At 69.7% G+C, this 24609-nt stretch carries 22 protein-coding genes and 1 pseudogene; 6 read left to right on the top strand and 17 right to left on the bottom strand.

Annotated features, from left to right (window positions below; translation table 11 throughout):
• Positions 1 to 41 precede the first annotated feature (41 nt).
• Complete coding sequence (locus tag OHB13_RS28360; RefSeq protein ID WP_328378926.1) at positions 42 to 2489, top strand: DNA gyrase/topoisomerase IV subunit A; 2448 nt, start codon at positions 42 to 44, stop codon at positions 2487 to 2489.
• Between the two features lie 30 nt (positions 2490 to 2519).
• Here the strand turns inward: OHB13_RS28360 and OHB13_RS28355 are convergent, their stop codons facing one another.
• Both OHB13_RS28355 and OHB13_RS28350 read right to left on the bottom strand, forming a co-directional pair.
• Positions 2520 to 3671 carry a CobW family GTP-binding protein gene (locus OHB13_RS28355; protein ID WP_328378925.1) on the bottom strand — a complete coding sequence of 384 codons (1152 nt, stop codon included), beginning with the start codon at positions 3669 to 3671 and terminating at the stop codon, positions 2520 to 2522.
• Between the two features lie 152 nt (positions 3672 to 3823).
• Positions 3824 to 4963, bottom strand: a complete 1140-nt coding sequence (locus tag OHB13_RS28350; RefSeq protein WP_266852272.1) for a citrate synthase/methylcitrate synthase — start codon at positions 4961 to 4963, stop codon at positions 3824 to 3826.
• Between the two features lie 165 nt (positions 4964 to 5128).
• Here OHB13_RS28350 and OHB13_RS28345 point away from each other — a divergent pair, with 165 nt between their 5' ends.
• On the top strand, positions 5129 to 6457 hold the full coding sequence (locus tag OHB13_RS28345) for a citrate/2-methylcitrate synthase (RefSeq protein WP_328378924.1): 1329 nt from the start codon (positions 5129 to 5131) through the stop codon (positions 6455 to 6457).
• Positions 6458 to 6498: 41 nt separating this feature from the next.
• A complete protein-coding gene (locus tag OHB13_RS28340; protein WP_328378923.1) occupies positions 6499 to 8133 on the top strand; it encodes a sensor histidine kinase in 1635 nt (544 codons plus the stop codon).
• Positions 8134 to 8244: 111 nt separating this feature from the next.
• Here the strand turns inward: OHB13_RS28340 and OHB13_RS28335 are convergent, their stop codons facing one another.
• From OHB13_RS28335 to OHB13_RS28305, 7 genes are all read right to left on the bottom strand, one after another.
• Complete coding sequence (locus OHB13_RS28335) at positions 8245 to 8757, bottom strand: SRPBCC family protein (RefSeq protein WP_328378922.1); 513 nt, start codon at positions 8755 to 8757, stop codon at positions 8245 to 8247.
• A 240-nt stretch (positions 8758 to 8997) separates the two neighbouring features.
• The gene (locus OHB13_RS28330; RefSeq protein ID WP_328378921.1) at positions 8998 to 9489 is read right to left on the bottom strand and encodes a nucleoside deaminase; all 492 of its coding nucleotides are present in this window, start codon (positions 9487 to 9489) and stop codon (positions 8998 to 9000) included.
• A 66-nt stretch (positions 9490 to 9555) separates the two neighbouring features.
• Positions 9556 to 9963 carry a Dabb family protein gene (locus OHB13_RS28325; RefSeq protein ID WP_328378920.1) on the bottom strand — a complete coding sequence of 136 codons (408 nt, stop codon included), beginning with the start codon at positions 9961 to 9963 and terminating at the stop codon, positions 9556 to 9558.
• Positions 9960 to 10607 carry a TetR/AcrR family transcriptional regulator gene (locus OHB13_RS28320; RefSeq protein WP_328378919.1) on the bottom strand — a complete coding sequence of 216 codons (648 nt, stop codon included), beginning with the start codon at positions 10605 to 10607 and terminating at the stop codon, positions 9960 to 9962. Before OHB13_RS28320 ends, OHB13_RS28325 begins: the two co-directional genes overlap by 4 nt.
• 334 nt (positions 10608 to 10941) lie before the next feature.
• The gene (locus OHB13_RS28315; protein WP_266852284.1) at positions 10942 to 11973 is read right to left on the bottom strand and encodes an ABC transporter substrate-binding protein; all 1032 of its coding nucleotides are present in this window, start codon (positions 11971 to 11973) and stop codon (positions 10942 to 10944) included.
• 171 nt (positions 11974 to 12144) lie between these two features.
• Positions 12145 to 13047 carry an ABC transporter permease gene (locus tag OHB13_RS28310; protein ID WP_328378918.1) on the bottom strand — a complete coding sequence of 301 codons (903 nt, stop codon included), beginning with the start codon at positions 13045 to 13047 and terminating at the stop codon, positions 12145 to 12147.
• Entirely contained in the window at positions 13037 to 13852 is an 816-nt protein-coding gene (locus tag OHB13_RS28305; RefSeq protein ID WP_328378917.1) for an ABC transporter ATP-binding protein, read from the bottom strand. The genes OHB13_RS28310 and OHB13_RS28305 overlap by 11 nt, the downstream gene beginning before the upstream one ends.
• 168 nt (positions 13853 to 14020) lie before the next feature.
• On the opposite strand from OHB13_RS28305, the gene OHB13_RS28300 reads away from it, so the two are divergent.
• The gene (locus tag OHB13_RS28300; RefSeq protein WP_328378916.1) at positions 14021 to 14743 is read left to right on the top strand and encodes a response regulator; all 723 of its coding nucleotides are present in this window, start codon (positions 14021 to 14023) and stop codon (positions 14741 to 14743) included.
• On the opposite strand, the gene OHB13_RS28295 is transcribed toward OHB13_RS28300, so the two are convergent.
• From OHB13_RS28295 to OHB13_RS28285, 3 genes are all read right to left on the bottom strand, one after another.
• Positions 14717 to 16309 carry a solute symporter family protein gene (locus OHB13_RS28295; protein WP_328380412.1) on the bottom strand — a complete coding sequence of 531 codons (1593 nt, stop codon included), beginning with the start codon at positions 16307 to 16309 and terminating at the stop codon, positions 14717 to 14719. The two genes, OHB13_RS28300 and OHB13_RS28295, sit on opposite strands and share 27 nt — an antisense overlap.
• Before the next feature lie 11 nt (positions 16310 to 16320).
• On the bottom strand, positions 16321 to 16791 hold the full coding sequence (locus tag OHB13_RS28290) for a DUF485 domain-containing protein (protein WP_266852291.1): 471 nt from the start codon (positions 16789 to 16791) through the stop codon (positions 16321 to 16323).
• 174 nt (positions 16792 to 16965) lie between these two features.
• Positions 16966 to 17553 carry a hypothetical protein gene (locus tag OHB13_RS28285; RefSeq protein ID WP_328378915.1) on the bottom strand — a complete coding sequence of 196 codons (588 nt, stop codon included), beginning with the start codon at positions 17551 to 17553 and terminating at the stop codon, positions 16966 to 16968.
• On the opposite strand from OHB13_RS28285, the pseudogene OHB13_RS28280 reads away from it, so the two are divergent.
• Positions 17434 to 18137: pseudogene (locus OHB13_RS28280) on the top strand (zinc-binding dehydrogenase); the annotation flags it as partial. The gene OHB13_RS28285 and the pseudogene OHB13_RS28280 sit on opposite strands and share 120 nt — an antisense overlap.
• A gap of 89 nt (positions 18138 to 18226) precedes the next feature.
• Here OHB13_RS28280 and OHB13_RS28275 read toward each other — a convergent pair.
• From OHB13_RS28275 to OHB13_RS28260, 4 genes are all read right to left on the bottom strand, one after another.
• Entirely contained in the window at positions 18227 to 18901 is a 675-nt protein-coding gene (locus OHB13_RS28275) for a response regulator transcription factor (protein ID WP_266852297.1), read from the bottom strand.
• A complete protein-coding gene (locus tag OHB13_RS28270) occupies positions 18898 to 20046 on the bottom strand; it encodes a sensor histidine kinase (RefSeq protein ID WP_328378914.1) in 1149 nt (382 codons plus the stop codon). The genes OHB13_RS28275 and OHB13_RS28270 overlap by 4 nt, the downstream gene beginning before the upstream one ends.
• Positions 20043 to 20564: a DUF1453 domain-containing protein gene (locus tag OHB13_RS28265; protein ID WP_328378913.1), complete on the bottom strand. Its 522-nt coding sequence runs from the start codon at positions 20562 to 20564 to the stop codon at positions 20043 to 20045. The genes OHB13_RS28270 and OHB13_RS28265 overlap by 4 nt, the downstream gene beginning before the upstream one ends.
• A gap of 168 nt (positions 20565 to 20732) precedes the next feature.
• Positions 20733 to 22853 carry a DNA gyrase/topoisomerase IV subunit B gene (locus OHB13_RS28260; protein WP_328378911.1) on the bottom strand — a complete coding sequence of 707 codons (2121 nt, stop codon included), beginning with the start codon at positions 22851 to 22853 and terminating at the stop codon, positions 20733 to 20735.
• Between the two features lie 432 nt (positions 22854 to 23285).
• Between OHB13_RS28260 and OHB13_RS28255 the strand changes: the two genes are divergently transcribed.
• Positions 23286 to 23516 (top strand): DUF7455 domain-containing protein, encoded by a 231-nt coding sequence (locus OHB13_RS28255; RefSeq protein WP_266852304.1) that lies wholly within the window; start codon positions 23286 to 23288, stop codon positions 23514 to 23516.
• A gap of 238 nt (positions 23517 to 23754) precedes the next feature.
• Here the strand turns inward: OHB13_RS28255 and OHB13_RS28250 are convergent, their stop codons facing one another.
• The gene (locus OHB13_RS28250) at positions 23755 to 24582 is read right to left on the bottom strand and encodes a S1 family peptidase (protein WP_328378910.1); all 828 of its coding nucleotides are present in this window, start codon (positions 24580 to 24582) and stop codon (positions 23755 to 23757) included.
• Positions 24583 to 24609 lie beyond the last annotated feature (27 nt).

Genomic DNA, 24609 nt, shown 5'->3' with positions numbered 1-24609 from the left:
CGTCAGTACCGGACCAGGCACGTGAAGGAGCCGCAGCAGCGATGGCCCGCCGCAGCACGAAGACCCCGCCGCCGGAGGACTTCGAGGAGAAGATTCTCGACATCGACGTGGTCGATGAAATGCAGGGCTCCTTCCTGGAGTACGCGTACTCGGTGATCTACTCACGGGCCCTGCCGGACGCCCGTGACGGCATGAAGCCCGTACACCGGCGCATTCTCTACCAGATGAACGAGATGGGGCTGCGGCCCGACCGCAGCTATGTGAAGTGCGCCCGTGTCGTCGGCGAGGTCATGGGCAAGCTGCACCCGCACGGCGACGCGTCGATCTACGACGCCCTGGTGCGGCTCTCGCAGCCCTTCTCCATGCGGCTCCCGCTGGTCGACGGACACGGCAACTTCGGCTCGCTCGGCAATGACGACCCGCCGGCCGCGATGCGGTACACCGAGTGCCGGATGGCTGACGCCACGTCGCTGATGACCGAGTCGATCGACGAGAGCACCGTCGACTTCGAGCCCAACTACGACGGCCAGGAGCGCGAGCCCGTCGTGCTCCCGGCCGCCTATCCGAACCTGCTGGTCAACGGCTCGTCCGGGATCGCGGTCGGCATGGCGACCAATATGCCCCCGCACAATCTGGGCGAGATCATCGCGGCGGCCCGCCATCTGATCAAGCACCCGGGCGCCGACCTCGACACCCTGATGCGCTTCGTGCCGGGCCCCGACCTGCCGACCGGCGGCCGGATCGTGGGTCTTGACGGGATCAGGGACGCCTACGAGCGCGGGCGCGGCACCTTCAAGATCCGCGCGACGGCCACGGTGGAGGACGTCACCCCGCGCCGCAAGGGCATCGTCGTCACCGAACTGCCCTTCGCGGTCGGGCCGGAGAAGGTCCGCGCCAAGATCAAGGACCTGGTGGCATCGAAGAAGCTCCAGGGCATCGCCGACCTGAAGGACCTCACGGACCGGGCGCACGGACTGCGGCTGGTCATCGAGATCAAGAACGGCTTCGTGCCCGAGGCTGTGCTCGAACAGCTCTACAAGCTCACCCCGATGGAGGAGTCCTTCGGGATCAACAACGTGGCGCTGGTCGACGGACAGCCCCTGACGCTGGGCCTCAAGGAGCTGCTGGAGGTCTATCTCGACCACCGCTTCACGGTCGTCAGGCGGCGCAGCGAGTTCCGCAGGACCAAGCGGCAGGACCGGCTGCACCTGGTGCTCGGCCTGCTCGTGGCGCTGCTCGACATCGACGAGGTCATCCGTCTCATCCGGTCGAGCGACAACTCGGCGCAGGCCAAGGAGCGGCTGATCTCGCACTTCTCGCTGAGTGAGATCCAGACGCAGTACATCCTGGACACTCCGCTGCGCCGGCTCACCAAGTTCGACCGGATCGAGCTGGAGAGCGAGCGCGACCGGCTGAACGAGGAGATCGAGGAGCTGACCCGGATCCTGGAGTCCGACGCGGAGCTGCGCAAGCTGGTCTCGGGCGAACTGGCCGCGGTGGCGAAGAAGTTCTCCACCGACCGCCGCACGGTGCTGCTGGAGTCGGCGGGCACCCCGGTCGCCGCGGCCTCGCTGGAGGTCGCCGACGACCCGTGCCGGGTACTGCTGTCGTCCACGGGGCTCCTGGCGCGTACGGCCACCGCCGAAGCGCTCAGCACGGAGGGTCAGAAGCGCACCAAGCACGATGTGGTGGTCTCGGCCGTACCGGCGACCGCGCGGGGCGACATCGGTGTGGTGACGTCGGCCGGGCGGCTGCTGCGGCTCGCCGTGATCGACCTGCCGCAGCTGCCGGACACCGCGGCCGCGCCCAGCCTGGCGGGCGGCGCGCAGATCGCGGAGTTCGTCTCGCTCGCCGACGGTGAGGAGGTCGTCTGCCTCACCACGGTCGACGAGTCGTCACCAGGTCTGGCGATCGGCACCGAACAGGGCATCGTCAAGCGGGTGGTGCCCGACTACCCGGCCCACAAGGACGAGTTGGAGGTCATCGGCCTCCGGGACGGTGACCGGATCGTCGGCGCGGCCGAACTGCGCACCGGCGACGAGGATCTGGTCTTCATCACGGACGACGCGCAGCTGCTGCGCTACCCGGCCGGGCAGGTCAGGCCGCAGGGACGCCCGGCGGGCGGTATGGCAGGCGTCAAGCTGGCCGACGGGGCCAAGGTGATCTCGTTCACCGCGGTGGATCCGGCGGCGGGCGCGATGGTCTTCACGGTCGCGGGCTCGCACGGCACGCTGGACGACTCGGTGCGTACGGCGAAGCTGACCCCGTTCGACCAGTACCCGCGCAAGGGCCGGGCGACCGGCGGGGTGCGCTGCCAGCGCTTCCTGAAGGGCGAGGACCTGCTGGTGCTCGCCTGGGCGGGAGAGACCCCGGTACGGGCCGCCGCCGCGAACGGCGCCCCGGCCGAACTGCCCGACCCCGACCCGCGCCGCGACGGCTCGGGCCTGCCGCTCACCTCGGCGGTGGCGAAGCTCGCGGGACCGGTCTAGCCCGGACCGGCACATCGGCCGCGCCGGTGTTCAGTACAGCAGCCCGGCCTCTTCGGTCCCGTCCGGTTCCCCGGGCCCTTCGGAGAGGCCGGGCACGTACCGCAGGACGCCCCACATGGATTCGGCGGGGACGTCCTGCGGAGCGTGCTCCCGGCAGCCGTCCAGCCGGGCGCGTACCGCTTCGGTGTCGATGCCGGAGCCGATGAGGACCAGCTCGGTGAGGGTCTCCTCGCCCTCGGCCCGGGGCGAGGGGTAGAAGCGCAGGAAGTTGCCCACCGCGTGCAGGGTGTACTTCTCCGGGTGGCCGGGGACCCCGAAGTGGACGAACCCCTTGATGCGGTAGAGGCCGTCGGGCCGTGCGTCCAGGAACTCCATGAGCCGCCGCGGGTTCATCGGCTCGGCCGAGACGAACCCGACGCTCTCGTAGAGCGCGTGCAGATGGCCGCTGTGATCACCGTCGTCCGCGCGGCTGCCCGCTTCCGCCGGTGCGGTGTCCGTCCCGTCCGGCCCCCGGTCGTCATGCCCGTCGTCATGCACGTCGTCACGCAGGTCGTCGAAGGAGAGCTGCCCGACGCGCTCACCGGCCGGTCTGCGGTCGATGAGCAGCCCGGGGTCGATCTGCCCGTACGCGGCACTGACCACCGGAACCCCGACGGCGTGCTCGCCGACCGCGGCGCGGATACGCGCGCGGCCGGCCTCGTCCACCCGGTCGGCCTTGTTGAGGACGACCAGATCGGCGAGGGTCAGATGGCGGTCGGTCTCGGGGTGGCGGCTGCGGGTCGCGTCGAACTCGGCTGCGTCGACGACCTGGACGAGCCCCCCGTACACGATGTCCGGATTGTCGCTCGCCAGGATCATCCTGATGAGCTCCTGCGGCTCCGCGAGGCCGCTCGCCTCGATGACGATGACGTCGATCCGCAGGTCGGGGCGGGAGAGCCGGCCCAGATACTCGTCGAGTTCGCTGGTGTCGACGGCGCAGCACAGACAGCCGTCGCCGAGCGAGACCATCGAGTCGACCTGCCCTGCGACGGTCATCGCGTCGATCTCGATGGCGCCGAAGTCGTTGACGACGGCGCCGATCCGGGTACCTCTGCTCTGCCGGAGCAGATGGTTGAGCAGCGTGGTCTTGCCGGATCCGAGGAATCCCGCGAGGACGACGACGGGCACGGGTTTCCTGGACATGGGCACCGATCCTAATCGAGCCGCACACCGCGGAGACCGGGCGGACCGCGCGGACCGGGCAGGAGCCGCCCCCCGCCGGCCCCTGCCTGACGCACCCCGCAGGCGCACCCGCCCGCTGCCCACCCGCCGCACCCCGGCCCGCACGGACCAGGTCAGCCGATCGCCGGCACCGGCTGCGGCGGGGGCGGGCCCACATAGCGGGCCGCAGGGCGGATGATCTTGGAGTCCGCCGCCTGCTCCAGGATGTTGGCGCTCCAGCCGATCACCCGCGCCACACAGAAGGTCGGTGTGAACATCTCGCGCGGCAGCCCGCACTGCTCCATGACGACCCCGGCGTAGAACTCGACGTTGGTGTGCAGTTCACGGCCGGGTTTGAGTTCGGCGAGCAGCGCCTCCACCCGCTCCTCGACCTGGACGGCGAAGTCGACGAGCGGCCCGCCGAAGCTCAGGGCGATCTCCCGCAGCATCCGCGAGCGCGGGTCCTCGGTCCGGTAGACGGGGTGCCCGAAGCCCATGATCCGGTCGCCCGCCAGCACCCTCTCCCGTATCCACGGGTCGATCCTGTCCGGTGTGCCGATCGCGTCGAGTGTGTCGAGCGCCCGGCTCGGCGCCCCGCCGTGGAGCGGCCCGGAGAGGGCGCCGACCGCGCCGGTCAGGCAGGCCGCCACATCGGCGCCGGTGGACGCGATGACGCGGGCGGTGAAGGTGGAGGCGTTGAAGCCGTGGTCGACGGTGGAGACCAGATACTGCTCGACAGCGCGCGCCCGGTCCGGGTCCGGCTCCGAACCGGTGATCATGTAGAGGTAGTTGGCGGCTGCGGGCAGGTCGTCACGCGGCTCGACGGGCTCCAGACCCTGGCCGATCCGGTACAGCGCGGCCAGCAGCGTCGGTACGACCGCGCAGGCGGCGAGGGTGTCGGCGACCCGGCGGTCCGTGCCGATGTCGTAGACCGGCCGGAAGTCCGACTCGGCCCCGAGCAGGGAGAGCGCGGTCCGCAGCCCGGCGAGCGGACCGGATCCGGCGCGGGCGATGGCAGGCAGTACCTCCCGGACCCCGGCGGGAAGCCGGCGCAGCGCGGCGGTCCGGGCGGTGAAGGCCTCGCGCCGGGCGGCGTCGGGGAGTTCACCGTGGAGCATCAGGTACCAGACGTCCTCGAAGGTACGGAGCCGGGCGAGGTCGACCGCCGAGTACTGCCGGTAGTGGTAGAAGCCCTCGCGGCCCCGCACATCGCCCAGTTCGGTGTCCGTGACGACTACACCCGCGAGCCCTCGTGGGGCGGTGATGGTGGACATGGCTGCCTCCTTGGTCAAAGTGCGCCGCTCGGTCACAGTGCGCCGCATGGGACGTGTCCCGTCAGGTGTGCTCCGTGACGCGTTCCCTCTTCATTGATTCGACTGTCCATGATTGACTTGAATCCTGTCAATGTTGATTGAATCAATGTAGATACGGTGAACCACATGAGCGATCAACCAGCGGCAGCGGAACCCCGGCGGCTGACCACCAGGGAGGCGGCCGACCGGCTCGGAGTGAAACCGGAGACCCTGTACGCCTATGTCAGCCGCGGCCAGCTCGGCAGCCGCCGCGCACCGGGCGGCCGGGGCAGCACCTTCGACGCCGCCGAAGTCGAGGCGCTGGCCGCACGCGGCGCCCGGCGGGAGCCCCAGCCCTCCGGCGCCGACCTCGCCTTCCGCACCGGCGTGACACTGATCGACCCGGACGCCGACCGCTACTACTTCCGAGGGGTGGACGCGACCGAACTCGCCGGGCGGTACTCCTACGAGGAGGTGGCCGAATGGCTGTGGACCGGAACGCTCCGCCCCGGGACGCGGTTCACCGCTCCCCCCGAAGCGCTGGCGGCCGGGCAGCACGCGGTCGCGGCACTGCCCGCGCACAGCACGGCGATGGACCGGCTCCGGGCGGCGGCCGTCGCCGCGTCGGCTGCCGATCCGCTGCGTTTCGACCTCTCGCCCGACGCCGTACTGGGGACGGCACGCGCCCTGATCCCCACGCTGGTGGGCTCACTGCCACCCGTGGCAGGCGCACCGGGCGACGCTGCGGCGGAAGCCGGGGCAGCCGGAGACGCAGAGAATGACAGGGACGGGGCAGACAGCGACAGGACGGGGCTGGCGCGCGGGCTCTGGCGCCGGCTCACCGCACGCACACCTGACGACAGCTCACTGGCCGTACTGGAGGCGGCTCTTGTGCTGCTCATCGACCACGACCTGGCGGCGTCCACGCTGGCGGCACGCGTCGCGGCATCCGCCCGCGCACACCCGTACGCCGTCGTCTCCGCCGGGCTCGGCGCGCTGGAGGGCCCCCTGCACGGCGCGGCCAGCGGACTGGCCCACCGGATGCTGGCGGAGGTGCTGGAGCGGGGCGGGGCGGCCCCGGTCGTCGCCGACCATCTGCGGGCCGGGCGGCGGGTACCGGGGCTCGGGCACCGGCTCTACCGGGGCGAGGACCCCCGGGCCGCGACGCTCTTCGCGCTGCTCGACCGGGTCCCCGCGGCCGGTCCTGCGCTCGCCGCCGCCCGCGACGTGGTGACGACGACGGCCCGCCACACCGAGCTGCACGCCAACGTCGATCTGGCACTCGCCGTGCTCTCGGTGGCCTCGGGAATGCGCGCCGAGGCGGGGGAAGCGGTGTTCGCCGTCGCCAGGACGGCGGGCTGGATCGCCCATGCCCTTGAGGAGTACGCGGAACAGCCGCTGCGACTGCGCCCGAGCGGCCATTACAATGGTCCGCGCCCACCACGTGCCCTGCCCCTGCCCGTACCCCTGCCGTGAGATCTTCCGGTAGCTCCTCCCGCCCTCTACCGTTCTGCCTCATGAACACCGGACACCCCTGGAAACGTCGCATCGGACTGCCCCGACGGGTGTTCTCCCAGGTGCTGCTGATGCAGCTGACCATCGCCGGCGGCGTACTCGTCCTGGCCACCGGCCTCTTCCTGCGCCCCCTCGGCGCGCAGCTGGACGACCAGGCCATGCGCCGCGCCCTCGCGATCGCCGAGACCACCGCCTCGCCCCGGCTCGCGGCGGAACTTCTCGCCTCGCGGCCGACACCCGGCGGCCCCGTCCAGGCCGAGGCCGAACGCATCCGGCACGCCACCCACGCCGAGTACATCGTGGTCATGGACCTGCACGGAATCAGGTGGTCGCACACCACCCGCTCCGAGATCGGCCGCCCAGTGTCCACCAGCGCCAAGGCGCCGCTGTCCGGCCGCGAGGTGATGCAGATCGACAGCGGCACCCTCGGCCGGTCCGCCCGCGGCAAGGTCCCGCTGCGCGACAGCCACCACCGGATCGTCGGCGCGGTGTCGGTCGGCATCAGGTACGACAGCGTGCGCGCTCATCTGCTCGCGGCGATCCCGGGGCTCCTCGCGTACGCCGGCGGTGCGCTCGCCGCCGGGGCGCTGGCCGCGTATCTGATCTCCCGAAGGCTCCAGCGGCAGATGCACGACCTCGCGTTCTCCGACATCTCGGGACTGCTCGCCGAGCGTGAGGCGATGCTGCACGGGATCCGCGAGGGCGTCGTCGCACTGGACGGCGGCGGCAGGATCCGGCTCATGAACGACGAAGCCCAGCGACTGCTGGACCTCGGCCCCGAGATCATCGGGCTCCCCCTCACCGAGGCGCTGGGCGAGGGGCGCACCACCGATGTGCTGGCGGGCCGGGTCACGGGTGAGGACCTGCTGGCGGTACGCGGCCGCCGCGTCCTGGTCGCCAACCGGATGCCCACCGACGACGGAGGCGCCGTGGCCACTCTCCGCGACCGGACCGAGCTGGAGCGGCTGGGCCGTGAACTCGACTCCACCCGCGGGCTGATCGATGCCCTGCGTGCCCAGGACCACGAGCACGCCAACCGGATGCACACACTTCTCGGCCTCCTCGAACTGGAGATGCACGACGAGGCCGCTGAGTTCATCACCGAGGTGGTCGGGGTGCACCGCACCACCGCCGAGCAGATCACCGAGAAGATCCATGATCCGCTGCTGGCGGCCCTGCTGGTCGGCAAGGCCACCGTGGCGGCGGAGCGCGGGGTCACCCTGCACCTCACCCCGGAAACGCTGCTGCCCGACGGGCTTGTCGACCCGCAGGGACTGGTGACGATCGTGGGCAATCTGGTGGACAACGCCCTGGACGCGGTGTCCGGTTCAGTCGGCGCGCGGGTGGAGGTCGAGCTGCTCACCGAGGGCCATACGGCCGTTCTGCGGGTCTGCGACACCGGCGATGGGATACCGGAGGAGCAGCATGAGCTGATCTTCACCGAGGGCTGGTCGACCAAGAAGCCGCCCGCGCACGGCAAACGCGGGCTGGGGCTGCCGCTGGTGCGCAGACTCGCCGAGCGGCAGGGCGGCAGCGCCGGGGTCGGGGCCGGCGCCGACGGTGGGGCCGAGTTCACCGTCGTACTCCCGGAGGCGCTGACCGGGCAGCGGACGGCAGCACAGGAGTCGGCCGTCTGACGACCGGGATGTGCGGTGCGCTCCTGCCCGCAGGGCTCTGGTGCCGGCCGGGCCTTTCGTACGGATCAGGCGTGCCGGGCCCGTGAGCCCGGCACGATCCGGACGTGAGCCCTACGCCTCCGCCTCGGCCTTGACCCCGGCCAGCGTCGCCTCGATGCCATTGCGCAGCAGCGCCAGGCGGCCGGCGATGATCTCTTCCTCCTGCTCCGGGTGCTTCTCGACGAAGTCCTGCAGCGGGCCGCGGGCCGCCCCGATCCGCATGCCGTGCTGCAGACGGGTGCCCGACCCTCCCGCGACCGGCTCCAGCGTGTACGTCCATATCGCCAGCGCGTCACCGTCGCGCCGGTCGTGGTCGTAGACGACCTCCCACTGGAAGGTACGAGGCTCCTCCAACTCCGCGATGCGGCTGACGGTGTGCCACTCCCCCAGCCCTTCATTGCGGTTGCGGCCGGAGAAACACGCGCCGACGGCCGGACCTTCGACGCCGTCCAGCCACGCCACCTCCTGCAGTTCCGGACTGTGCCGGGCCGAGGTCGCGATGTCCGACACCAGCCCCCACACCTGCTCCGGTGCAGCGGCGATCTCGATCTGGCACTCGATGTGCGGACCATCGGCAAGACGCATGGTGCTACCTCCAGGGAGTGTTCCGGGCCGCACACAGCCGAGGCTCGAACTCGGATCCTGGACACGGATCGCGGCGTCGGCCAGGGTAGTTGATGGTGCTCGCAGTGGTCTCGGAAACCTGGTGGCGATGCCGGCGTCGGCGCCGTACCGGCCCGTGCCGCGGTCTCTCCGCCGTCGAAGGTGCGGCGTCCGGGGACCGGGACGCTCACAGCTGTGCAGACCGTCCCGGTCCGGGTGGGGTCAGCCCCAGAACCCCTCGTGGACGGCGCGCGCGCCGTCCATGTCGACGGGGCCGACGACGGGCAGCTCGCGCTGGCCCGCTGCGAAGACGTCACGGCAGGGCAGGGCCATGGTGGGGTTCTCCGGGTCGGCTCCGGTCATGGCGAGCAGCTGATCCTCGCCGAGTGCGTAGACGACGCGGCCGATGCCGGACCAGTAGATCGCGCCGGAGCACATCGCGCAGGGCTCGGTGCTGGTGTAGAGGGTGCAGGTGCGCAGGAACGCCGCGTCGTATGCGGCGGTGGACAGGCGCACCAGGTTGGTCTCGGCGTGGCCGGTGGCATCGCGTTCGGTGATGACGGTGTTCTCCGCCTCCAGCAGGATCGTGCCGTCGGGGCCGGCGAGCACCGCGCCGAAGGGGTGGTTACCGGCCTCGCGGGCGCGCCGGGCGACCGTGACTGCGGTGTGCAGGTGCTGGACGTCGGTGGCGGAGGCGGTCTGGGCGGCGGCCATGGGGGAATCTCCTCTGGTTGAGCCGGAAAGGGAACCTCGGGGTTGGACCGGAACGGGCAATGACGGTCAGCCCACCGGTGCGCTGCTCCCGGTGTAGGAGGGCAGATCCGTGACCAGCTGGGTGAGGACCGGGTCGTCCGCGTAGCGGCGTGCGTGGAGTTCGGCGATCTTCTGGGCGATATCGGGGTCACCGCTGTCGGTGGTGTCGTAGGAGACGAACGTTTCGAGCAGCGGCAAGCCGATCCGGTCGGTCCGGGCGTGTGAGGGCGCCCTCAGATACTCGTCGTACCCGTCGAGGTCCCTGAGAACGAAGACGGCGCCGTACTCGAACTCGCCGCCGACATCCCTGCCGACGACGTACCGCTCGACCGCTTCGATGGACTCGCCCTGGTTGCGCAGGCTGTCGAGAGCCTCCTCCCGCTGCTCGGCGGTAACGGTCTCCTTGAACGCGAAACGGTTGTGGTGATAGATCATGTCTCTCCCCTGTCTGCCGGGCGGTCGACGGTCGGGCGGCGCTCTTGCGGGTGCGTGGGCGGTCCTGACCAGTAGCCGAGCAGCGCCGACACGGCCTGACCTGCGAGGTGTTGGGCACGGTCGAATCCGACGTCCTCGATCGCCCCGATACCTGCGAGGCCGTGCAGCGCGCTCCACAGCAGATCGCAGGCGTCCTCGGTGCAGTACGGTCCGGCTCCGGTCTCGGCCGCCCACGCGTGAATGATCTGCTGGGTGAAGACGAGCACGTCGGCGGCGGCCGCGCGGCGGGTTGAGGCGTCGACGTCCGTGCCGGGCCCGCCCGACATGAGCTGGTACAGCCCCGGTCGCGATCGAGCGAACTCCAGATACGCGGCTGCCGCCAAGTGCGGCCCCCGCGAAGCCGGTTCGTCGGCGACCGCAGCCCGCATCCGCTCCAGCAGGTCCGTGTTGCCCCGCTCCAGCAGCGTCCGCAGGACGGCTTCCTTGCTCGGGAAGTGCTGGTAGATCACTGGCGCGCTGTAGCCGATCTCGGTGGCGATCCGCCGGATCGTCACGGCCTGCCAGCCCTCCGCCTCCGCCATCCGGCCGGCGGTTTCCAGAATTTCGGCGAACGTCCGCCGACGCACCTCTTCCCGCTTCCCCACCCGAACTCCTAACGCCGTTAGATTATCTAACGGCGTTAGCATTTTGCGGATCTCCGGTTCTGTCAAGCCCGCCCGGCCCTCCGCCCTGCCTGCGATCGCACGCACCGGTGCACAGGTGCGGCGCCCGACCGACAGGCCGGGCGCCGCAATCCGTACATCACACCTGCGAGGTGGCCCCGCGGCCGAAGTGCCGGGCGAAGACCGCGGCCGTGATCCGGGGGTCGGCCGCCAGGAACGGCACTCGGGCGGTGTCACGGCCGCCGGGAAGCCACCAGCCCGGACACGCCGGCCTCCACCCGTTCTGCCGCGACGTGATCACCACTCCGGACAGCCCCTAATGGGCCTTCTTCGCGAACTCCGTCGTGTACGTCTTGGACAGGTCCACCGTGGCGTTCTTGAGGTTGGGGTTGAACGCCTTGAGCACCTTCTCGACCGTCTCGGGGCCGTTGGCCGGCATCACCCCGTCCTTGGTGAACATCGGCAGGGTCGCCTTGATCGACTGCGCGTAGAGGCTCTTGCCGCCCTGCGCGTAGTCCGCCGGCATCTTCGCCGCGATCTCCTCGGGAGAGTGCGACGACATCCACTTCAGGGTCTTCACGAACGCGTTGACCAGCTTCTGCACCGCCGGCTTGTGACCGTCGACCCAGTCGGCGTTCATGTAGAGGCTGGACGAGGGGTAGGGACCGCCGAGCGCCGCCTGCGAGCCCTCGGGGGTACGCATGTCGATGAGCACCTTGCCGAGCTTCTGGTCGAGGATGTTCGCGACCGTCGGGTCGGTCGTCATACCGCCCTGGATCGATCCCTGCTTGAGCGCGGCGATGAACGTCTGCCCCGCGCCCACCGCGACGGGTGTGAAGTCGCTGCTCTGCCCGCCCGCGCGGACCGCCAGGTACTTGGTGAGGAAGTCGGTGGACGAGCCGAGGCCGGTGACACCCAGCTTCTTGCCCTTGAAGTCCTTGGGGCCGGTGAGGGATCCAGCCGCCTTGTTGGAGACCACCTCGACCTCGCCGGGCGCATGCGAGAACTGCACCACCGACTCCACGTGCTTGCCCTTGGACTGGAGATCGAGCGTGTGATCGTAGAAGCCGACGGTGCCCTGGACGTCCCCGGAGACCAGTGCGGTCTCGGCCTGGACACCCGCGGGCTCGGTCAGCAGCGAGACATCGAGGCCCTCGTCCTTGAAGTAGCCGAGCCGCTGGGTGAGCATCGCGGGCAGATAGATGACCTTGTCCAGGCCGCCCACCATGATCTTGATCTTGCCGGCGTCCTTGCCCTCACTCGGGGAATCGCCGCCGCAGCCGGTGAGCGCGGTCAGCGCCAGCACACCTGTCACCGCGACTGCCGACACTCTGCTGATGCTGCGCATGTTCATCACGTCCCTGTGATTCGTACGAAGATTTGTGCGGAGATTTGCACGGAGATTTGCGCGCGGAATTGCCTGGCGCGGAATCTGCCGGGAGGTCCGGATCCGGGGCCGGGGCACCGGGGTGCGAGCCGGGGGCGCCCCGGCCCCGAAGCGGGGGCGTCCTCGAAGCCGTCAGCGCTCGCTCCCGGCATCCACCGGCCGCCATCGGAACAGCCGCCGCTCGGCGAAGGTGAGCAGTCCTTCGGTGATCAGGGCGACGACCGCGAGGATCACCATCGCCGCGTACACACCGGCGGCGTTGAAGGTTCCCTGAGAGGCGGACACCAGCAGTCCGAGGCCCTTGGTCGCGCCGATGTACTCGCCCACGATCGCGCCGATGAGGGCGAAGCCGAAGCTGACATGAAGGCTGGTGAAGATCCAGGAGGTGGCGGAGGGGATGACCACCTGGAAGGTGACACGCCGGTTGCTCGCGCCGAGGATCCGCGCGTTGGCGACCAGGTTGCGGTCGACTTCCCTGGCGCCCTGGAAGGCGTTGAAGAAGACGGGGAAGAAGACCAGCACCACGGCGGATGCGACCTTCGAGGCCGGGCCGAGACCGAACCAGATGAGGAAGACCGGCGCCAGCACGATACGCGGAATGGCGTTGAGGACCTTGATGTACGGGCCGAGCACATCGGAGAGGAACCGGATGCGGCCGAGAGTGATACCCAGGACCACACCGGCGATCACACCGATGACCCAGCCGAGCAGCGCCTCGTACATCGTGTACCAGATCTGTTCCCAGAGGGATCCCTGAGCGGTGCCGTGCAGCGCCCACTCCCGGATCTGGTCCCAGATCTTCGACGGCATCGAGAAGTTGAAGGGGTCGATGACCTTGGCGCGGGCCAGGATCTCCCAGAGGGCGACCACCGCGATCAGCAGCAGCGCACGGCTCACGTACACCACCGCGCGGCGGTTGCGTGCGGCCCGCTGACGCTCCTCGGTCCGGCCGGTCCGCTTGTCGGGGGTGGCCGTCGGGCCGACGGACGGCAGGGTGGTCGTGCCACCCGGCACGGGTTCGGTCTCAGGCGGCATCAGCGGCACCTCGCTCACGGGTGATACGGACTTCCTCGCCCAGCGAGGCCCAGATCTCGCGGTAGATCTCGACGAACCGTGGTTCGAGCCGGACGGCCTCGACCTTGCGGGGCCTGGGCAGGTCGATCTCGAAGACCTGTTTGACGGTCGCCGGGCCGGCCGTCATCACCACCACCCGGTCGGCGAGCGCGATGGACTCCTCCAGGTCGTGGGTGACGAAGACGACCGAGGTACCGGTGCCCGCGCAGAGTTCGAGGAGTTCGTCGGACATCAGCGCCCTGGTCTGGACGTCGAGCGCGGAGAACGGCTCGTCCATCAGCAGGATCTCGGGATCGTTGACAAAGGTCGCGGCGAGCGCGACCCGCTTTCGCTGGCCTCCGGAGAGCTGGTGCGGGTAGCGGTCCTCGAACGCGGAGAGGCCGACACGGGCCAGCCACTCGCGGGCCCTCTCCTTGGCTTCGGCCTTCGGTGCGCCGCGGAAGCGCGGGCCCGCCATCACATTGGACAGGACGGTCCGCCAGGGGAAGACAGCGTCCTGCTGGAAGACGAATCCGACCTTGTCACCGATGCCGCGGACCGGCTCACCGGCCACCAGCACCTCGCCCTCGGTGGGCTCCTCCAGGCCGCTGACCAGGGTCAGCGTGGTCGACTTGCCACAGCCCGTGGGGCCGACGACCGCGACGAACTCACCGCGCCCGACGGTGAGATCCAAGTCCCGCACGGCGGTGTGCGGCACCCCCGACGGGGTCCGGAACACCTTGCTGGCGCCCCGCAGCTCAATGGCGGGGCTCGTGTCTGTGCTCATGAACCGGGACCGTAGATGTGGCACACAGCACAGCGGCAGCCTTGTGGGCGCAAGGCAGTCTTCTGCCTGCAAGAGACTGTTGTGCTCGTTTTGCGCGCGCTACAACTACGTGGTTAACAAGAACGTCTCAGACCGGTAATGGCACCGGTAATGACAGAGAGCGGCCCGATGATTGATGTCCTGGTGGTCGATGACGACTTCCGTGTCGCTGAGATCAACGCTGCGTACGTGGGGAAGGTTCCCGGATTCCGCGTCGCGGCCCGTGCGCACAGCGCCGCCCAGGCCATGGCCGCACTGGAGCGCGAACGCATCGATCTGGTCCTGCTCGACCACTATCTGCCGGACGAGACGGGACTCTCACTGGTCCGGCGGATGCGCGAACTGGGCCACCACACCGACGTGATCATGGTGACCGCGGCCGGCGACGTGGCGACCGTGCAGGCAGCCATGCGCCATGGCGCCCTGCACTACCTGGTCAAACCGTTCACCTTCTCGGTGCTGCGTTCCCGGCTGGAGGGCTACGCGGCGCTGCGGCGCACGGTCAGCCGCGTCGGAGGCAGCGGGCAGTGCGCGGGGCAGGAACAGGTCGACCGGATCTTCGGCGCGCTGCGGACCACCGGGCCCGCCGCGTCATCGGGCCTGCCGAGCGGGCACTCCGTACCGACTTCCGACCTGATCCGCGAGGTCCTGACGGGCGCCCGGCAACCGCTGTCGGCGCACCAGGTGGCCGCCCGGACGGGGCTGAGCCGCTCCACCGCACAGCGCTACCTGCGGCAGCTGGAGCAGACGGGGCGGCTCAGACTGACCCTGAAGTACGGGGACACGGGGCGGCCCGAGCATCGCTACGCCTGGGCCGCGCCCGGATCAGACGGCCCCGGCGCCGGTCAGTGACCGCACCTCCGTCTCGGCGTGCCGGGCGGCGTCCGGCGGTTCGGACGAGGTGACCGTGCCGAGCCAGCCCGCGAGGAATCCGAGGGGGATGGAGAGCAGGCCCGGATTCTCCAGGGGGAAGAACTGGAAGTCCACGCCGGGGAAGAGCGAGGTGGGGCTCCCGGAGACGACCGGCGAGAGGACCACCAGGACGACTGCGGGGATGAGCCCCCCGTACACCGACCAGACCGCGCCGCGCGTGGTGAAGTTCCGCCAGAACAGCGAGAAGAGCAGCACGGGGAGATTGGCCGATGCCGCGACGGCGAAGGCCAGCCCTACCAGGAACGCGACGTTCAGGTCCTTCGCCAGCAGACTGAGCCCGATGGCCACGGCACCGATCCCGGCCGCCGCGACCCGGGCGACGGCCACCTCGCTGCGCTGCTTGGCGCTGCGGCGTGTGAGGGTCGCGTAGAGATCGTGGGCGACCGAGGCCGACGAGGCCAGCGTGATCCCTGCGACGACGGCGAGGATGGTGGCGAAGGCCACGGCGGCGACCACGGCGAAGAGGACCGTCCCCCCGGTGGACTCCGCTCCCCCGCCGACCTCCAGAGCGAGCAGCGGTACCGCGGTGTTCCCCGCCGGGTTCGACGCCCGTACCTGGTCGGAGCCGACGAGCGCGGCCGCACCGAAGCCGAGCACGATCGTCATCAGATAGAAGCCCCCGATGAGCCCGATCGACCAGACGACGGAACGGCGGGCGGCGCGGGCGGTGGGCACGGTGTAGAAGCGCGACAGGATGTGCGGCAGCCCGGCCGTTCCGAGGACCAGCGCCAGGCCGAGGCTGATGAAGTCGATACGGGAGGTCCAGTCTCCGCCGTACTTGAGTCCGGGAGCCAGGAACTTCATGCCGTGGCCGCTGCGGTGCGCGGCGGAGTTGAGCAGCAGGTTGAAGTCTCCGTGGAAGCGCACCAGGACGAGCACCGTGAGCAGGATCGATCCTGTCATCAGCAGGACGGCTTTCACGATCTGGATCCAGGTGGTGGCCCGCATCCCGCCGAGCGTCACATAGATCACCATCAGCGCCCCGACACCGATCACGGCCCAGGCCTGGGCCGCGCCGCTGTTCCCGCCCAGCAGGAGCGAGACGAGGCTTCCGGCACCGACCATCTGCGCCACCAGATACAGCACCGACACCGTGACGGATGACGAGCCCACCGCGATCCGGACCGGGTGTTCGCTCATCCGGGCAGCCACGACATCGGCGAGCGTGAACCGGCCGCAGTTGCGCACCAGTTCTGCCACCAGAAGCAGAACGACCAGCCAGGCGACGAGGAAACCGACCGAGTAGAGCATGCCGTCGTAGCCGAAGAGCGCGATCAGTCCCGAGATACCGAGGAAGGACGCCGCCGACATGTAGTCGCCGGCGATGGCGAAACCGTTCTCCATCGGGGAGAAGAGGCGCCCGCCGACGTAGAACTCCTCTGCGGAACCATGCCGGTTGCGGCCCACCCAGGTGGTGATCGCGAGGGTGGCCGCGACAAAGACGCTGAACAGCAGCAGCGCCAGGGTCTGGTGCTGCGTCGTGATCGCATGGTTGCTCAACGGCTGATCCCTCGTGTCAATTCCTGTGTGTCCCAGCGGAGATCGAGCGCCGCCCGGTCCCTGCGCAGCCGCGCGTGACGGGTGTATGCCCAGGTGAGCAGGAAGGTGGAGAGGAACTGCCCGAGCCCCGCCAGCATCGCCACATTCACCGCTCCGGCCACCGGGCGCGCCATGAACCCCGGTGCGGCCGTGGCCATGACGACATACGCGAGGTACCAGACGAAGAACGCGCACACCGCGGGGACGACGAACCTCCGGTAGCGGCTGCGCACTTCCTGGAAGGCGGAGCTGCTCTGTACTTCCAGGTAGATGTCGGCCGCGCTGCGTCCCCGCTCCGGGGCGGCCTGCGCCGGTACGGCCACGGGAACACCGGTGCCGTCCGACTCGCCCCAGCCGGAGGCCAACGCGTCGTACCAGGGGTCGTCCAACCGCACCTCAGCGGCGTCGAGCCCGTCGTCCTTCTCCACCGAACACCCTCTCCCTGTGCGCGACCGCTTCAGCCGCGTGCCCAAGGATGGGTACTTCGGAGGGCTTCCGAACCCTTATCGCCCCCTCTTCACCCCTTTAGGTGATGGACCAGGCAACGGACCAGCGCACGGCACTCGACGATCCGTTCCAACTGTTCCAAGGGATTCAGCGGTTCACGCGGAGAGCCTGGATGCCGCTCGCTCACGGTCGGGCGCCGGCCGGTGCTGCGGATGCCAGTCGCGCCGCTGGTGGGAGCGGTGCGTGGTGGGGCGGGCTTCGAACGCCTGGATCGCCAGCGCTGTGAAGCGCCGGGAGGCCGTGACCTGGGCGGCGGTGGATGTGGCATGGATCCCCTTGTTGGCCATGAGGACGAGGATGAGGTCGTCCAGGACGAAGTCGGGCCTCAGGCGCCCTGCGTCCTCGGCCCGCCGGACCAGTCCGACGACTGCTTTCACCGTGTACTCACGTCCCGCAACATCGGGCGCCCCCCGGAGGGTTGACACGAAGGCTTCGGTGAAACCCCGGTCGCGTGCCTGCAGTTCACAGATCTTCTCGATCACCAGGCAGAGGCCACGCCACGGATCAGGATCTGCGCACCCCTCGTCGACGATGGTGCGGCATGCGTGCAACTGGTCCGCGAAGGCTCCGGCGGAGGCTACGTCGAACAGGCCGTCACTCGGGTCGATGAGGTCCTCCCCCTGCCCAGTGGCCTGTCCGCCGTCGACGCGGTGACGCTCGGCACTTCCGGTGCGGTGGCCCACTTCGGGCTTCGCCACGCCCACTTCGCTCCCGGGGAGACGGTCTTGGTGCGTGGCGCGGCCGGCAGCATCGGGATCATGGCAGTGCAGCTCGCGGTGGCGCCGCCGCGGTGGCGGTCACAACATCGTCGGCCGAGCGCGGTGAGCGGCTGCGGCGTCTCGGCGCGACCCATGTGCTGGACCGCTCCGGCAACGGACGGGAAGGGGCTCCCGCGGGCTATGACCTCATCATCGACGTTGTGGCCGGTGAGGACATGCCGTCCTTCTTCAACCGACTCAACCCGAACGGCCGCATGGTCGCTGTGGGCGGTGTGGGCGCTGTGGGCGCTGTCGCAGGTCAGCCGCCTGCGGACTTCGGTACGAAGATGATGGCGGCTTTCCAGAAGTCGATGTCCTTCGCGACTTTCAGCACGGCCACCGTCACCCAGGCCGACCTGCGTGCCGTGCGCAGCGAACAGTTGGCCGCAGCCGGTCGCGGCGAGACCGAAACGGTGGTGCACGAGGTGCTGCCACTGGACCAGGCCGTGCTGGCTCACCAGAAGATGGCCGCGGGCGAGGTCTTCGGCAGGATCGTGCTGACACCGTAATCGAAGGTATCCACGCCGCAAGGGCGGGCCGGAACAGCCCAACGCACCCCCGATAAAGAGCCGTTGCGGCAGGTCATCGAATCCGTCACCTAGGTGACGGTCGCTCCCGGCGGGAGGGCGAGACCGTGCCGGTAGGCATAGCGCACGGCCTGCGCCCGGTCGCGGATCCCGGTCTTGGCAAAGAGATTGTTGATGTGCGTCTTCACGGTGGCAGGCGAGATGTGGAGCGACCGGGAGATCTCCGAGTTGGACAGCCCTTCCGCGATCAGGGCCAGGATCTCGGCCTCCCGGGGGGTGAGGCCGTCGGGCAGCTCCACGGCGGTCCGCGGGGCCGGCGCGGGCGGCGCGGTGACCCGCTCGACGAGGAGCCGCTGCACGCTCGGCGAGAGCCCGGCCTGTCCGGCCATGACGTCCTCGATGGCCCGGACGATCTCCTCGCCCCCCGCGTCCTTGGTGAGGTACCCGCGCGCCCCGGCCTGGAGTGCGGGAAAGAGCGAGTCGTCGTCGGAGAACGTCGTGAGCACCACGACCTGGGTGGACGGATACTGCTCGCGGATACGACGGGTCGCCTCCACCCCGTCGCAGCGTGGCATCCGCAGGTCCATCAGGACCACGTCGGGGGCGTGTTCGCCTACGAGCGCGACGGCCTCCACTCCGTCCCTCGCTGCTCCCACGACCTCCACCCCGGGCAACAGCCCCAGCAGCATCACGATGCCCTCACGCACGACGGACTGGTCGTCGGCCACCACCACCCGTGCCGTCATGCCGGCACCCTCAGCCGTACCAAGAAGCCCTCCTCATCGGGTCCAGCCTCCAGCGTCCCGCCGAGCAGCTCGGCGCGCTCCCGCATTCCGACCAAACCGTATCCCGAGCCACTGACAGCGAGCTCATCAACCGCTTCCCCTCGGCCCGAGTCCCGTACTTCCAGGGTGACTTCGTCCGGCAGATACTCCAGCCGCAACCGGACCTCGGCGCCCGGAGCGTGTTTGCGCACATTCGTCATCGCCTCCTGCGCCACTCGCCGTACGGCCTGCGAGGCCTCGGCGGGCAGCTGTCTGCGATCCCCCGTCACAGCGAGCCGCGAACTGCCCGCCACCTCCTCCAGGAACTCCTCCACCGGCGTCATCTCACCACGCAGCGCCGAGAGCGCCTGCCGGGTCTCGACGAGCCCCTCACGAGCCATCCCCCGCGCCGCCACCACCCGTTCCAGGATCTGGTCCCGCCCCGCGTCGCGCTCGATCAGCAGCCTGGCCGCCTCCAGATGCACCATCTGCGCGGAAAGGCTGTGGGCGAGAACATCGTGGATCTCCCGGGCGATACGGGAACGCTCGGCCAGCGCCGCGGACTCCGCCTCGGCCGCCAGGGCCGCCCGCTCCTGCACCAGCAGCCGCTGAGCGCTGCCCCTGGCCTCCGCGTCGAGCCGCATCACGTAGCCGACAAGCGCCAGCCCGACGGTGGTCACCGCGATCGTCAGCCGCTGGCCATCGCTGAGCAGGGCGTAGGCACCGAGGGCTGCGGCCGTACAGGGCAGTGCTGCCGCCAACGGCAGCCGCTCCAGTGCGGTGACGGCGCAGCCGCACCAGAGCACGGCGGCAGGAGCGGTGAGCCCCGTCCACTCCGCCAGGGCGGCGACGCCCAGCAGCACCGCGAGCAGCGCCACGGAAGGCCACAGACGGTGCTCCAGGCTGGTCCGGAAGAAGGCCCAGGTCGCCCCCACGCAGACGGCGAGGCCGGACACCGCGGCGACCAGCGCCCCGGCGTCGTCGCCCACCTTCGTGAAGGTGCTCCACAGGAGCACGCCGAGAGCGATGCACCGTACAGCCCAGTTGAGCGAGCGCCGCGCACTGGTCAGGTCCGTCCGGGAAAGAGCCTCCCGGGAGGGCCAGCTCGTCCAGGCGCCGGGCGTCATACGCGGTCCTTCCTTGCCCCTCCGGGCGATGCTGCGGCAGGGACACCGTACGACGGGTGTATTCGCCCGGCCCGCCATGCCAGCACCCCGGCCCGTACGAGCAGGGAGGACGCCAGCGCGAGCAGCATCGCCCCGGTCCCGAGGCTCACTCCGGCCAGCGCGCCAAGACCCGCCACCCCGAACCTGACGATCATCCCCACTATCCAGACAGCCGCTGTGGCCTTCGTGCCCCTGGTCCAGACCGACCCGTCCGGCTCACTCCACACCTTGGTGGTCCAGGCCCAGCCCGCGCCCATGAGCAGGCCGGCCAGCAGCTCGCCCCCGATCACCAGGACGGACAGAGCGGGGTGATGCGCGTCGAGCAGGCCGTGCTGGCGCAGGGCGACGAAGACCAGGATGGCCGGCAGCAGCCACCAGCGCCTGTCGTGATTGACCTGCTGGGGCCGGAACTGCCGCACGAGCACCAGGGCGATGACTGCGACAGCCACCGCGACGTCGGAGAGCGTGGACGCTGACATGGGGGCCTCCGGTGAGCGGGGAAGGTTGATGCCTTCGACGCTACGGAAACCGACGGGTCAGCAGATCGGAGCAGAGGTGGACTCCGGGTGGAGCTTGCTGCTCCACCCACGGGTGGAGACCCCGTGGGTGGAGCAGAGCCAGTAGGTGACTCGGAGCCGGCAAGTGGCTCAGGCGTCGATCCGCGAACGGTCCAGCGTCGCGGCCGAGCTGGTGATGAACTCCTTGCGGGGCGCGACCTCGTTGCCCATCAGGAGGTCGAAGACCTGCTCCGACGACTCCAGGTCGCCGATGTTGATCCGTCGCAGCGTACGGAACCGCGGGTCCATCGTGGTCTCCGCCAGCTGATCGGCGTCCATCTCGCCCAGGCCCTTGTAGCGCTGGATCGAGTCCTTGAAGCGGACGTTCTTGCGCTGGAATTCCAGCAGCTTCTGCCGGAGCTCGTTGTCGGAGTACGTGTAGACGTACTTGTCCTGGCCCTTCTTGGGCTGGACCAGCTCGATGCGGTGCAGCGGCGGTACCGCGGCGAAGACCCGGCCCGCCTCCACCATCGGCCGCATGTACCGCTGGAAGAGCGTCAGCAGCAGGATGCGGATGTGCGCGCCGTCCACGTCGGCGTCGACCAGCAGGACGATCTTGCCGTACCGCGCCGCGTCGATGTCGAAGGTCCGCCCTGAGCCCGCTCCTATGACCTGGATGATGGCGCCGCACTCGGCGTTCTTCAGCATGTCCGAGACCGACGCCTTCTGGACATTCAGGATCTTGCCCCGGATGGGCAGCAACGCCTGGAATTCTGAATTCCGGGCGAGCTTGGCCGTACCGAGCGCTGAGTCCCCCTCGACGATGAAGAGCTCGCTGCGCCCCACGTCGTCACTGCGGCAGTCGGCGAGCTTCGCCGGCAGCGACGAGGACTCCAGGGCGGTCTTACGGCGCTGGGCGTCCTTGTGCTGGCGGGCCGCGATCCGGGTACGGGCCGCCGCAACGGCCTTCTCCAGTACCGCACGTGCCTGCGCCTTGGAATCGCGCTTGGTGGAGGTCAGGAAGGCCTTGAGCTCCTTGGCGACGACGTTGGACACGATCCGGTTGGCGGCGGAGGTGCCGAGCACCTCCTTGGTCTGGCCCTCGAACTGCGGCTCGGCGAGGCGCACGGTGACCACGGCGGTCAGCCCCTCCAGCGCGTCGTCCTTCACCACGTCGTCCTCGGCGACCCGCAGGAGCTTCGCCGACCGCAGCACCTCGTTGACCGTCCTGGTCAGTGAGCGCTCGAAGCCCGAGACATGCGTGCCGCCCTTGGGCGTCGCGATGATGTTGACGAAGGACCTGACCGTGGTGTCGTAGCCGGTGCCCCAGCGGAGCGCGATATCCACGCCGAGATCACGGGTGACCTCGGTCGGGGTCATATGGCCGCGGTCGTCCAGGACCGGGACGGTCTCCTTGAAGGTGCCCTGCCCGGACAGCCGCTGCACGTCGCAGACGGCCTTGTCCTGGGCGAGGTACTCGCAGAATTCGCTGATGCCGCCGTCGAAGCGGAACGTCTCCTCGGTCTTCCCCGCGCCGTCGAGGCCGCGCTCGTCGCGCACGACGAGCGTCAGCCCGGGTACCAGGAACGCCGTCTGGCGGGCCCGCTGGTACAGGTGGTCGAGGGAGAGCTTGGCGTCCTTGAGGAAGATCTGGCGGTCCGCCCAGTACCGGACACGGGTGCCCGTCCTCGCCTTGGGTACGCGCTTGCCCTTGAGCAGCCCGTTGGCCGGGTCGAAGGGGCTGTCGGGGCCCGCCTCGGTGAAGATCCCGGGGACGCCGCGGCGGAAGCTGATGGAGTGGGTGGCGCTGCTGCGGTCGACCTCGACGTCCAGCCGGGCGGAGAGGGCGTTGACGACAGAGGCACCGACACCGTGCAGACCGCCGGAGGCCGCGTACGAGCCACCGCCGAACTTTCCGCCCGCGTGCAGCTTGGTCATCACGACCTCGACGCCCGAGAGCCCGGTCTTGGGCTCGACGTCGACCGGGATCCCCCGGCCGTTGTCCCGGACCTCGACGGAGCCGTCCTCGTGGAGGATCACATCGATGTGGTCGCAGTAGCCACCGAGAGCCTCGTCGACCGAGTTGTCGATGATCTCCCAGAGGCAGTGCATCAGACCGCGGCTGTCGGTGGACCCGATGTACATCCCGGGCCGCTTCCGGACCGCTTCGAGCCCTTCGAGTACGAGCAGGTGCCGCGCGGTGTAGTTGGAGCCGTCACGGTCTGCACCGCTCAGCAGCGCAGTGGAAGGCACGGACGTATCGGCGGTCACGCGGTTCGCTCCTCGCTGAATTTATTTTGGGACCCAATGGGTAAGGCCCGGGCGTCGGTCGCCCGTCAGAGCCTACCGAGCCCTGGTAGAGCCGTTGTTACGCCACCCTAGAAGAGACGGGCGCCAAACCTGCACCGTACACCTGTTCGATAGCTCGATGGAGTGAAGCACACATCACGTTCCCTTCGAGGCATGAACCATTTAGGCTCCGGGCACGTCCTCATCAACAACCGGCAGCCAGTCGGGAGGATCAACCGAAGACAAGCAACGCGAAACCGTAAAGCCACCGCAATACGGCTTATTCGCCGCCAACCGGCAGCTGACAGCCACCTTGACAAAAAGTTTCAAGGAAAAGCCCCGAGCGGGAACGTTTTGGGCCTGGTTGGATGTTGACCCTGGTACGACAGCTCGTCGAGCTAGAGAAGAGGCGACGTGACTACTGTTCTGACCCCCGCGAGCCCGCTGACGGCCGCTGACCGCTGCGACCGATGCGGCGCCCAGGCATACCTGCGCGTTGTCCTCACCAGCGGTGGCGAACTGCTCTTCTGCGCCCACCACGGTCGCAAGTTCGAGCCAGAACTCAAGAAGATCGCCGCGGACATCCAGGATGAGACGGATCGCCTGACGGCCGTCCCGAGCCATTCCGAAGAAGAGGACCGCTGACACCTCGCACCCACGACGAGCCAGGGACCGGTATCAGCCCGGTCGACGGGCGGCCCCGCCTGCACTCCACAGGAGAGGCCGCCCGTTCTCATGCCCGGGCCCGGAGAGCACCCACCGGGCCCCCGAGGGCGTCGGCCGGGGCTCTGACGCGTCACGTGCGGCGCCAGGGCCCCACCACCGGTGCGTGCGGTGGTGGGGCGGCCAGTGACCAGGCACAGCCGCCGCCAGGCGTCCTCCGTCAGCTGTGCGACTCCACAGCCTGAGTCATCGCGGACATCCGCGTGTAGACACCCGGGCTCTTCGCCCTGCCGCAGCCCGCACCCCACGAGACCAGTCCGATGAGCCGCCCCCGAGCAACCAGCGGCCCTCCGCTGTCGCCCTGACACGCATCGTGACCACCCTGGGGCTCGCCGGCGCACAGCATGGTCTCCGACTGGAAAGTGCCGCTCGACGACCCGGGGTACGCGGATGCGCACTGCCCGTCCGGCAGCACCGAGACACGGGTGGCGTGCAGCCCCGACGGATAGTCCCCCGTACCGGCCGTGTCCCCCCAGCCGTAGACGGTCGCATCCGTGCCGGGCTCCTCAGCAGGGTCGTGCGGATCGGCGATTCCGATCGCGTACGAGCGGGGCAGCGCCCGGGAAAGCCTCAGCACGGCGAGGTCTGCCGCGTTGCTGACCCGGTCGTACCGCGGGTCGGTCCAGGTGGACCGCACGCGGATCTCACGGCCGGCCGACGTACGCAGATCACTGCGGCCCGCAACGACCGACAGATCACGCACTTGGCCCAGCGGGGCCCCGAGGACTTCCTGGCTCAGGCAGTGGGCCGCTGTCACGACCGCCCGCGGCGACACCACCACTCCCCCGCAGAACTGGCCCGCCCGGCCCCCTCCGAAGCGCTCACGGCTGGATACCGCGACCACCCAGGGGCTGTCGGTCACGGACACCCCCTGGCCACCGATCACCGCCATCCCGGCGGCGGACGCGGACCCGGTCACGCCCAGCGGCAGCGCTGTCGCGGCCAGCGCCAGCACGCCTGTCAGCGCTCGGACGATAGGACGACACATACGACCTCCTGACTCTCCAGTGAACTT

Source organism: Streptomyces sp. NBC_00440 (assembly GCF_036014215.1).
Classification (GTDB): Bacteria; Actinomycetota; Actinomycetes; order Streptomycetales; family Streptomycetaceae; genus Streptomyces.
Note: the sequence above shows the minus strand (reverse complement) of the source record. Positions and strands in the feature narration are given on the sequence as shown.

Excerpts from the sequence above, each read along its gene's own strand:
- OHB13_RS28250 (WP_328378910.1), bottom strand. The coding sequence starts at position 24,582 with ATGTGTCGTCCTATCGTCCGAGCGCTGACAGGCGTGCTGGCGCTGGCC.
- OHB13_RS28305 (WP_328378917.1), bottom strand. The coding sequence starts at position 13,852 with ATGAGCACAGACACGAGCCCCGCCATTGAGCTGCGGGGCGCCAGCAAG.
- OHB13_RS28310 (WP_328378918.1), bottom strand. The coding sequence starts at position 13,047 with ATGCCGCCTGAGACCGAACCCGTGCCGGGTGGCACGACCACCCTGCCG.
- OHB13_RS28350 (WP_266852272.1), bottom strand. The coding sequence starts at position 4,963 with ATGTCCACCATCACCGCCCCACGAGGGCTCGCGGGTGTAGTCGTCACG.
- OHB13_RS28270 (WP_328378914.1), bottom strand. The coding sequence starts at position 20,046 with ATGACGCCCGGCGCCTGGACGAGCTGGCCCTCCCGGGAGGCTCTTTCC.
- OHB13_RS28345 (WP_328378924.1), top strand. The coding sequence starts at position 5,129 with ATGAGCGATCAACCAGCGGCAGCGGAACCCCGGCGGCTGACCACCAGG.
- OHB13_RS28265 (WP_328378913.1), bottom strand. The coding sequence starts at position 20,564 with ATGTCAGCGTCCACGCTCTCCGACGTCGCGGTGGCTGTCGCAGTCATC.
- OHB13_RS28360 (WP_328378926.1), top strand. The coding sequence starts at position 42 with ATGGCCCGCCGCAGCACGAAGACCCCGCCGCCGGAGGACTTCGAGGAG.
- OHB13_RS28340 (WP_328378923.1), top strand. The coding sequence starts at position 6,499 with ATGAACACCGGACACCCCTGGAAACGTCGCATCGGACTGCCCCGACGG.
- OHB13_RS28325 (WP_328378920.1), bottom strand. The coding sequence starts at position 9,963 with ATGATCTATCACCACAACCGTTTCGCGTTCAAGGAGACCGTTACCGCC.
- OHB13_RS28355 (WP_328378925.1), bottom strand. The coding sequence starts at position 3,671 with ATGTCCAGGAAACCCGTGCCCGTCGTCGTCCTCGCGGGATTCCTCGGA.
- OHB13_RS28330 (WP_328378921.1), bottom strand. The coding sequence starts at position 9,489 with ATGGCCGCCGCCCAGACCGCCTCCGCCACCGACGTCCAGCACCTGCAC.
- OHB13_RS28315 (WP_266852284.1), bottom strand. The coding sequence starts at position 11,973 with ATGCGCAGCATCAGCAGAGTGTCGGCAGTCGCGGTGACAGGTGTGCTG.
- OHB13_RS28275 (WP_266852297.1), bottom strand. The coding sequence starts at position 18,901 with ATGACGGCACGGGTGGTGGTGGCCGACGACCAGTCCGTCGTGCGTGAG.
- OHB13_RS28335 (WP_328378922.1), bottom strand. The coding sequence starts at position 8,757 with ATGCGTCTTGCCGATGGTCCGCACATCGAGTGCCAGATCGAGATCGCC.
- OHB13_RS28300 (WP_328378916.1), top strand. The coding sequence starts at position 14,021 with ATGATTGATGTCCTGGTGGTCGATGACGACTTCCGTGTCGCTGAGATC.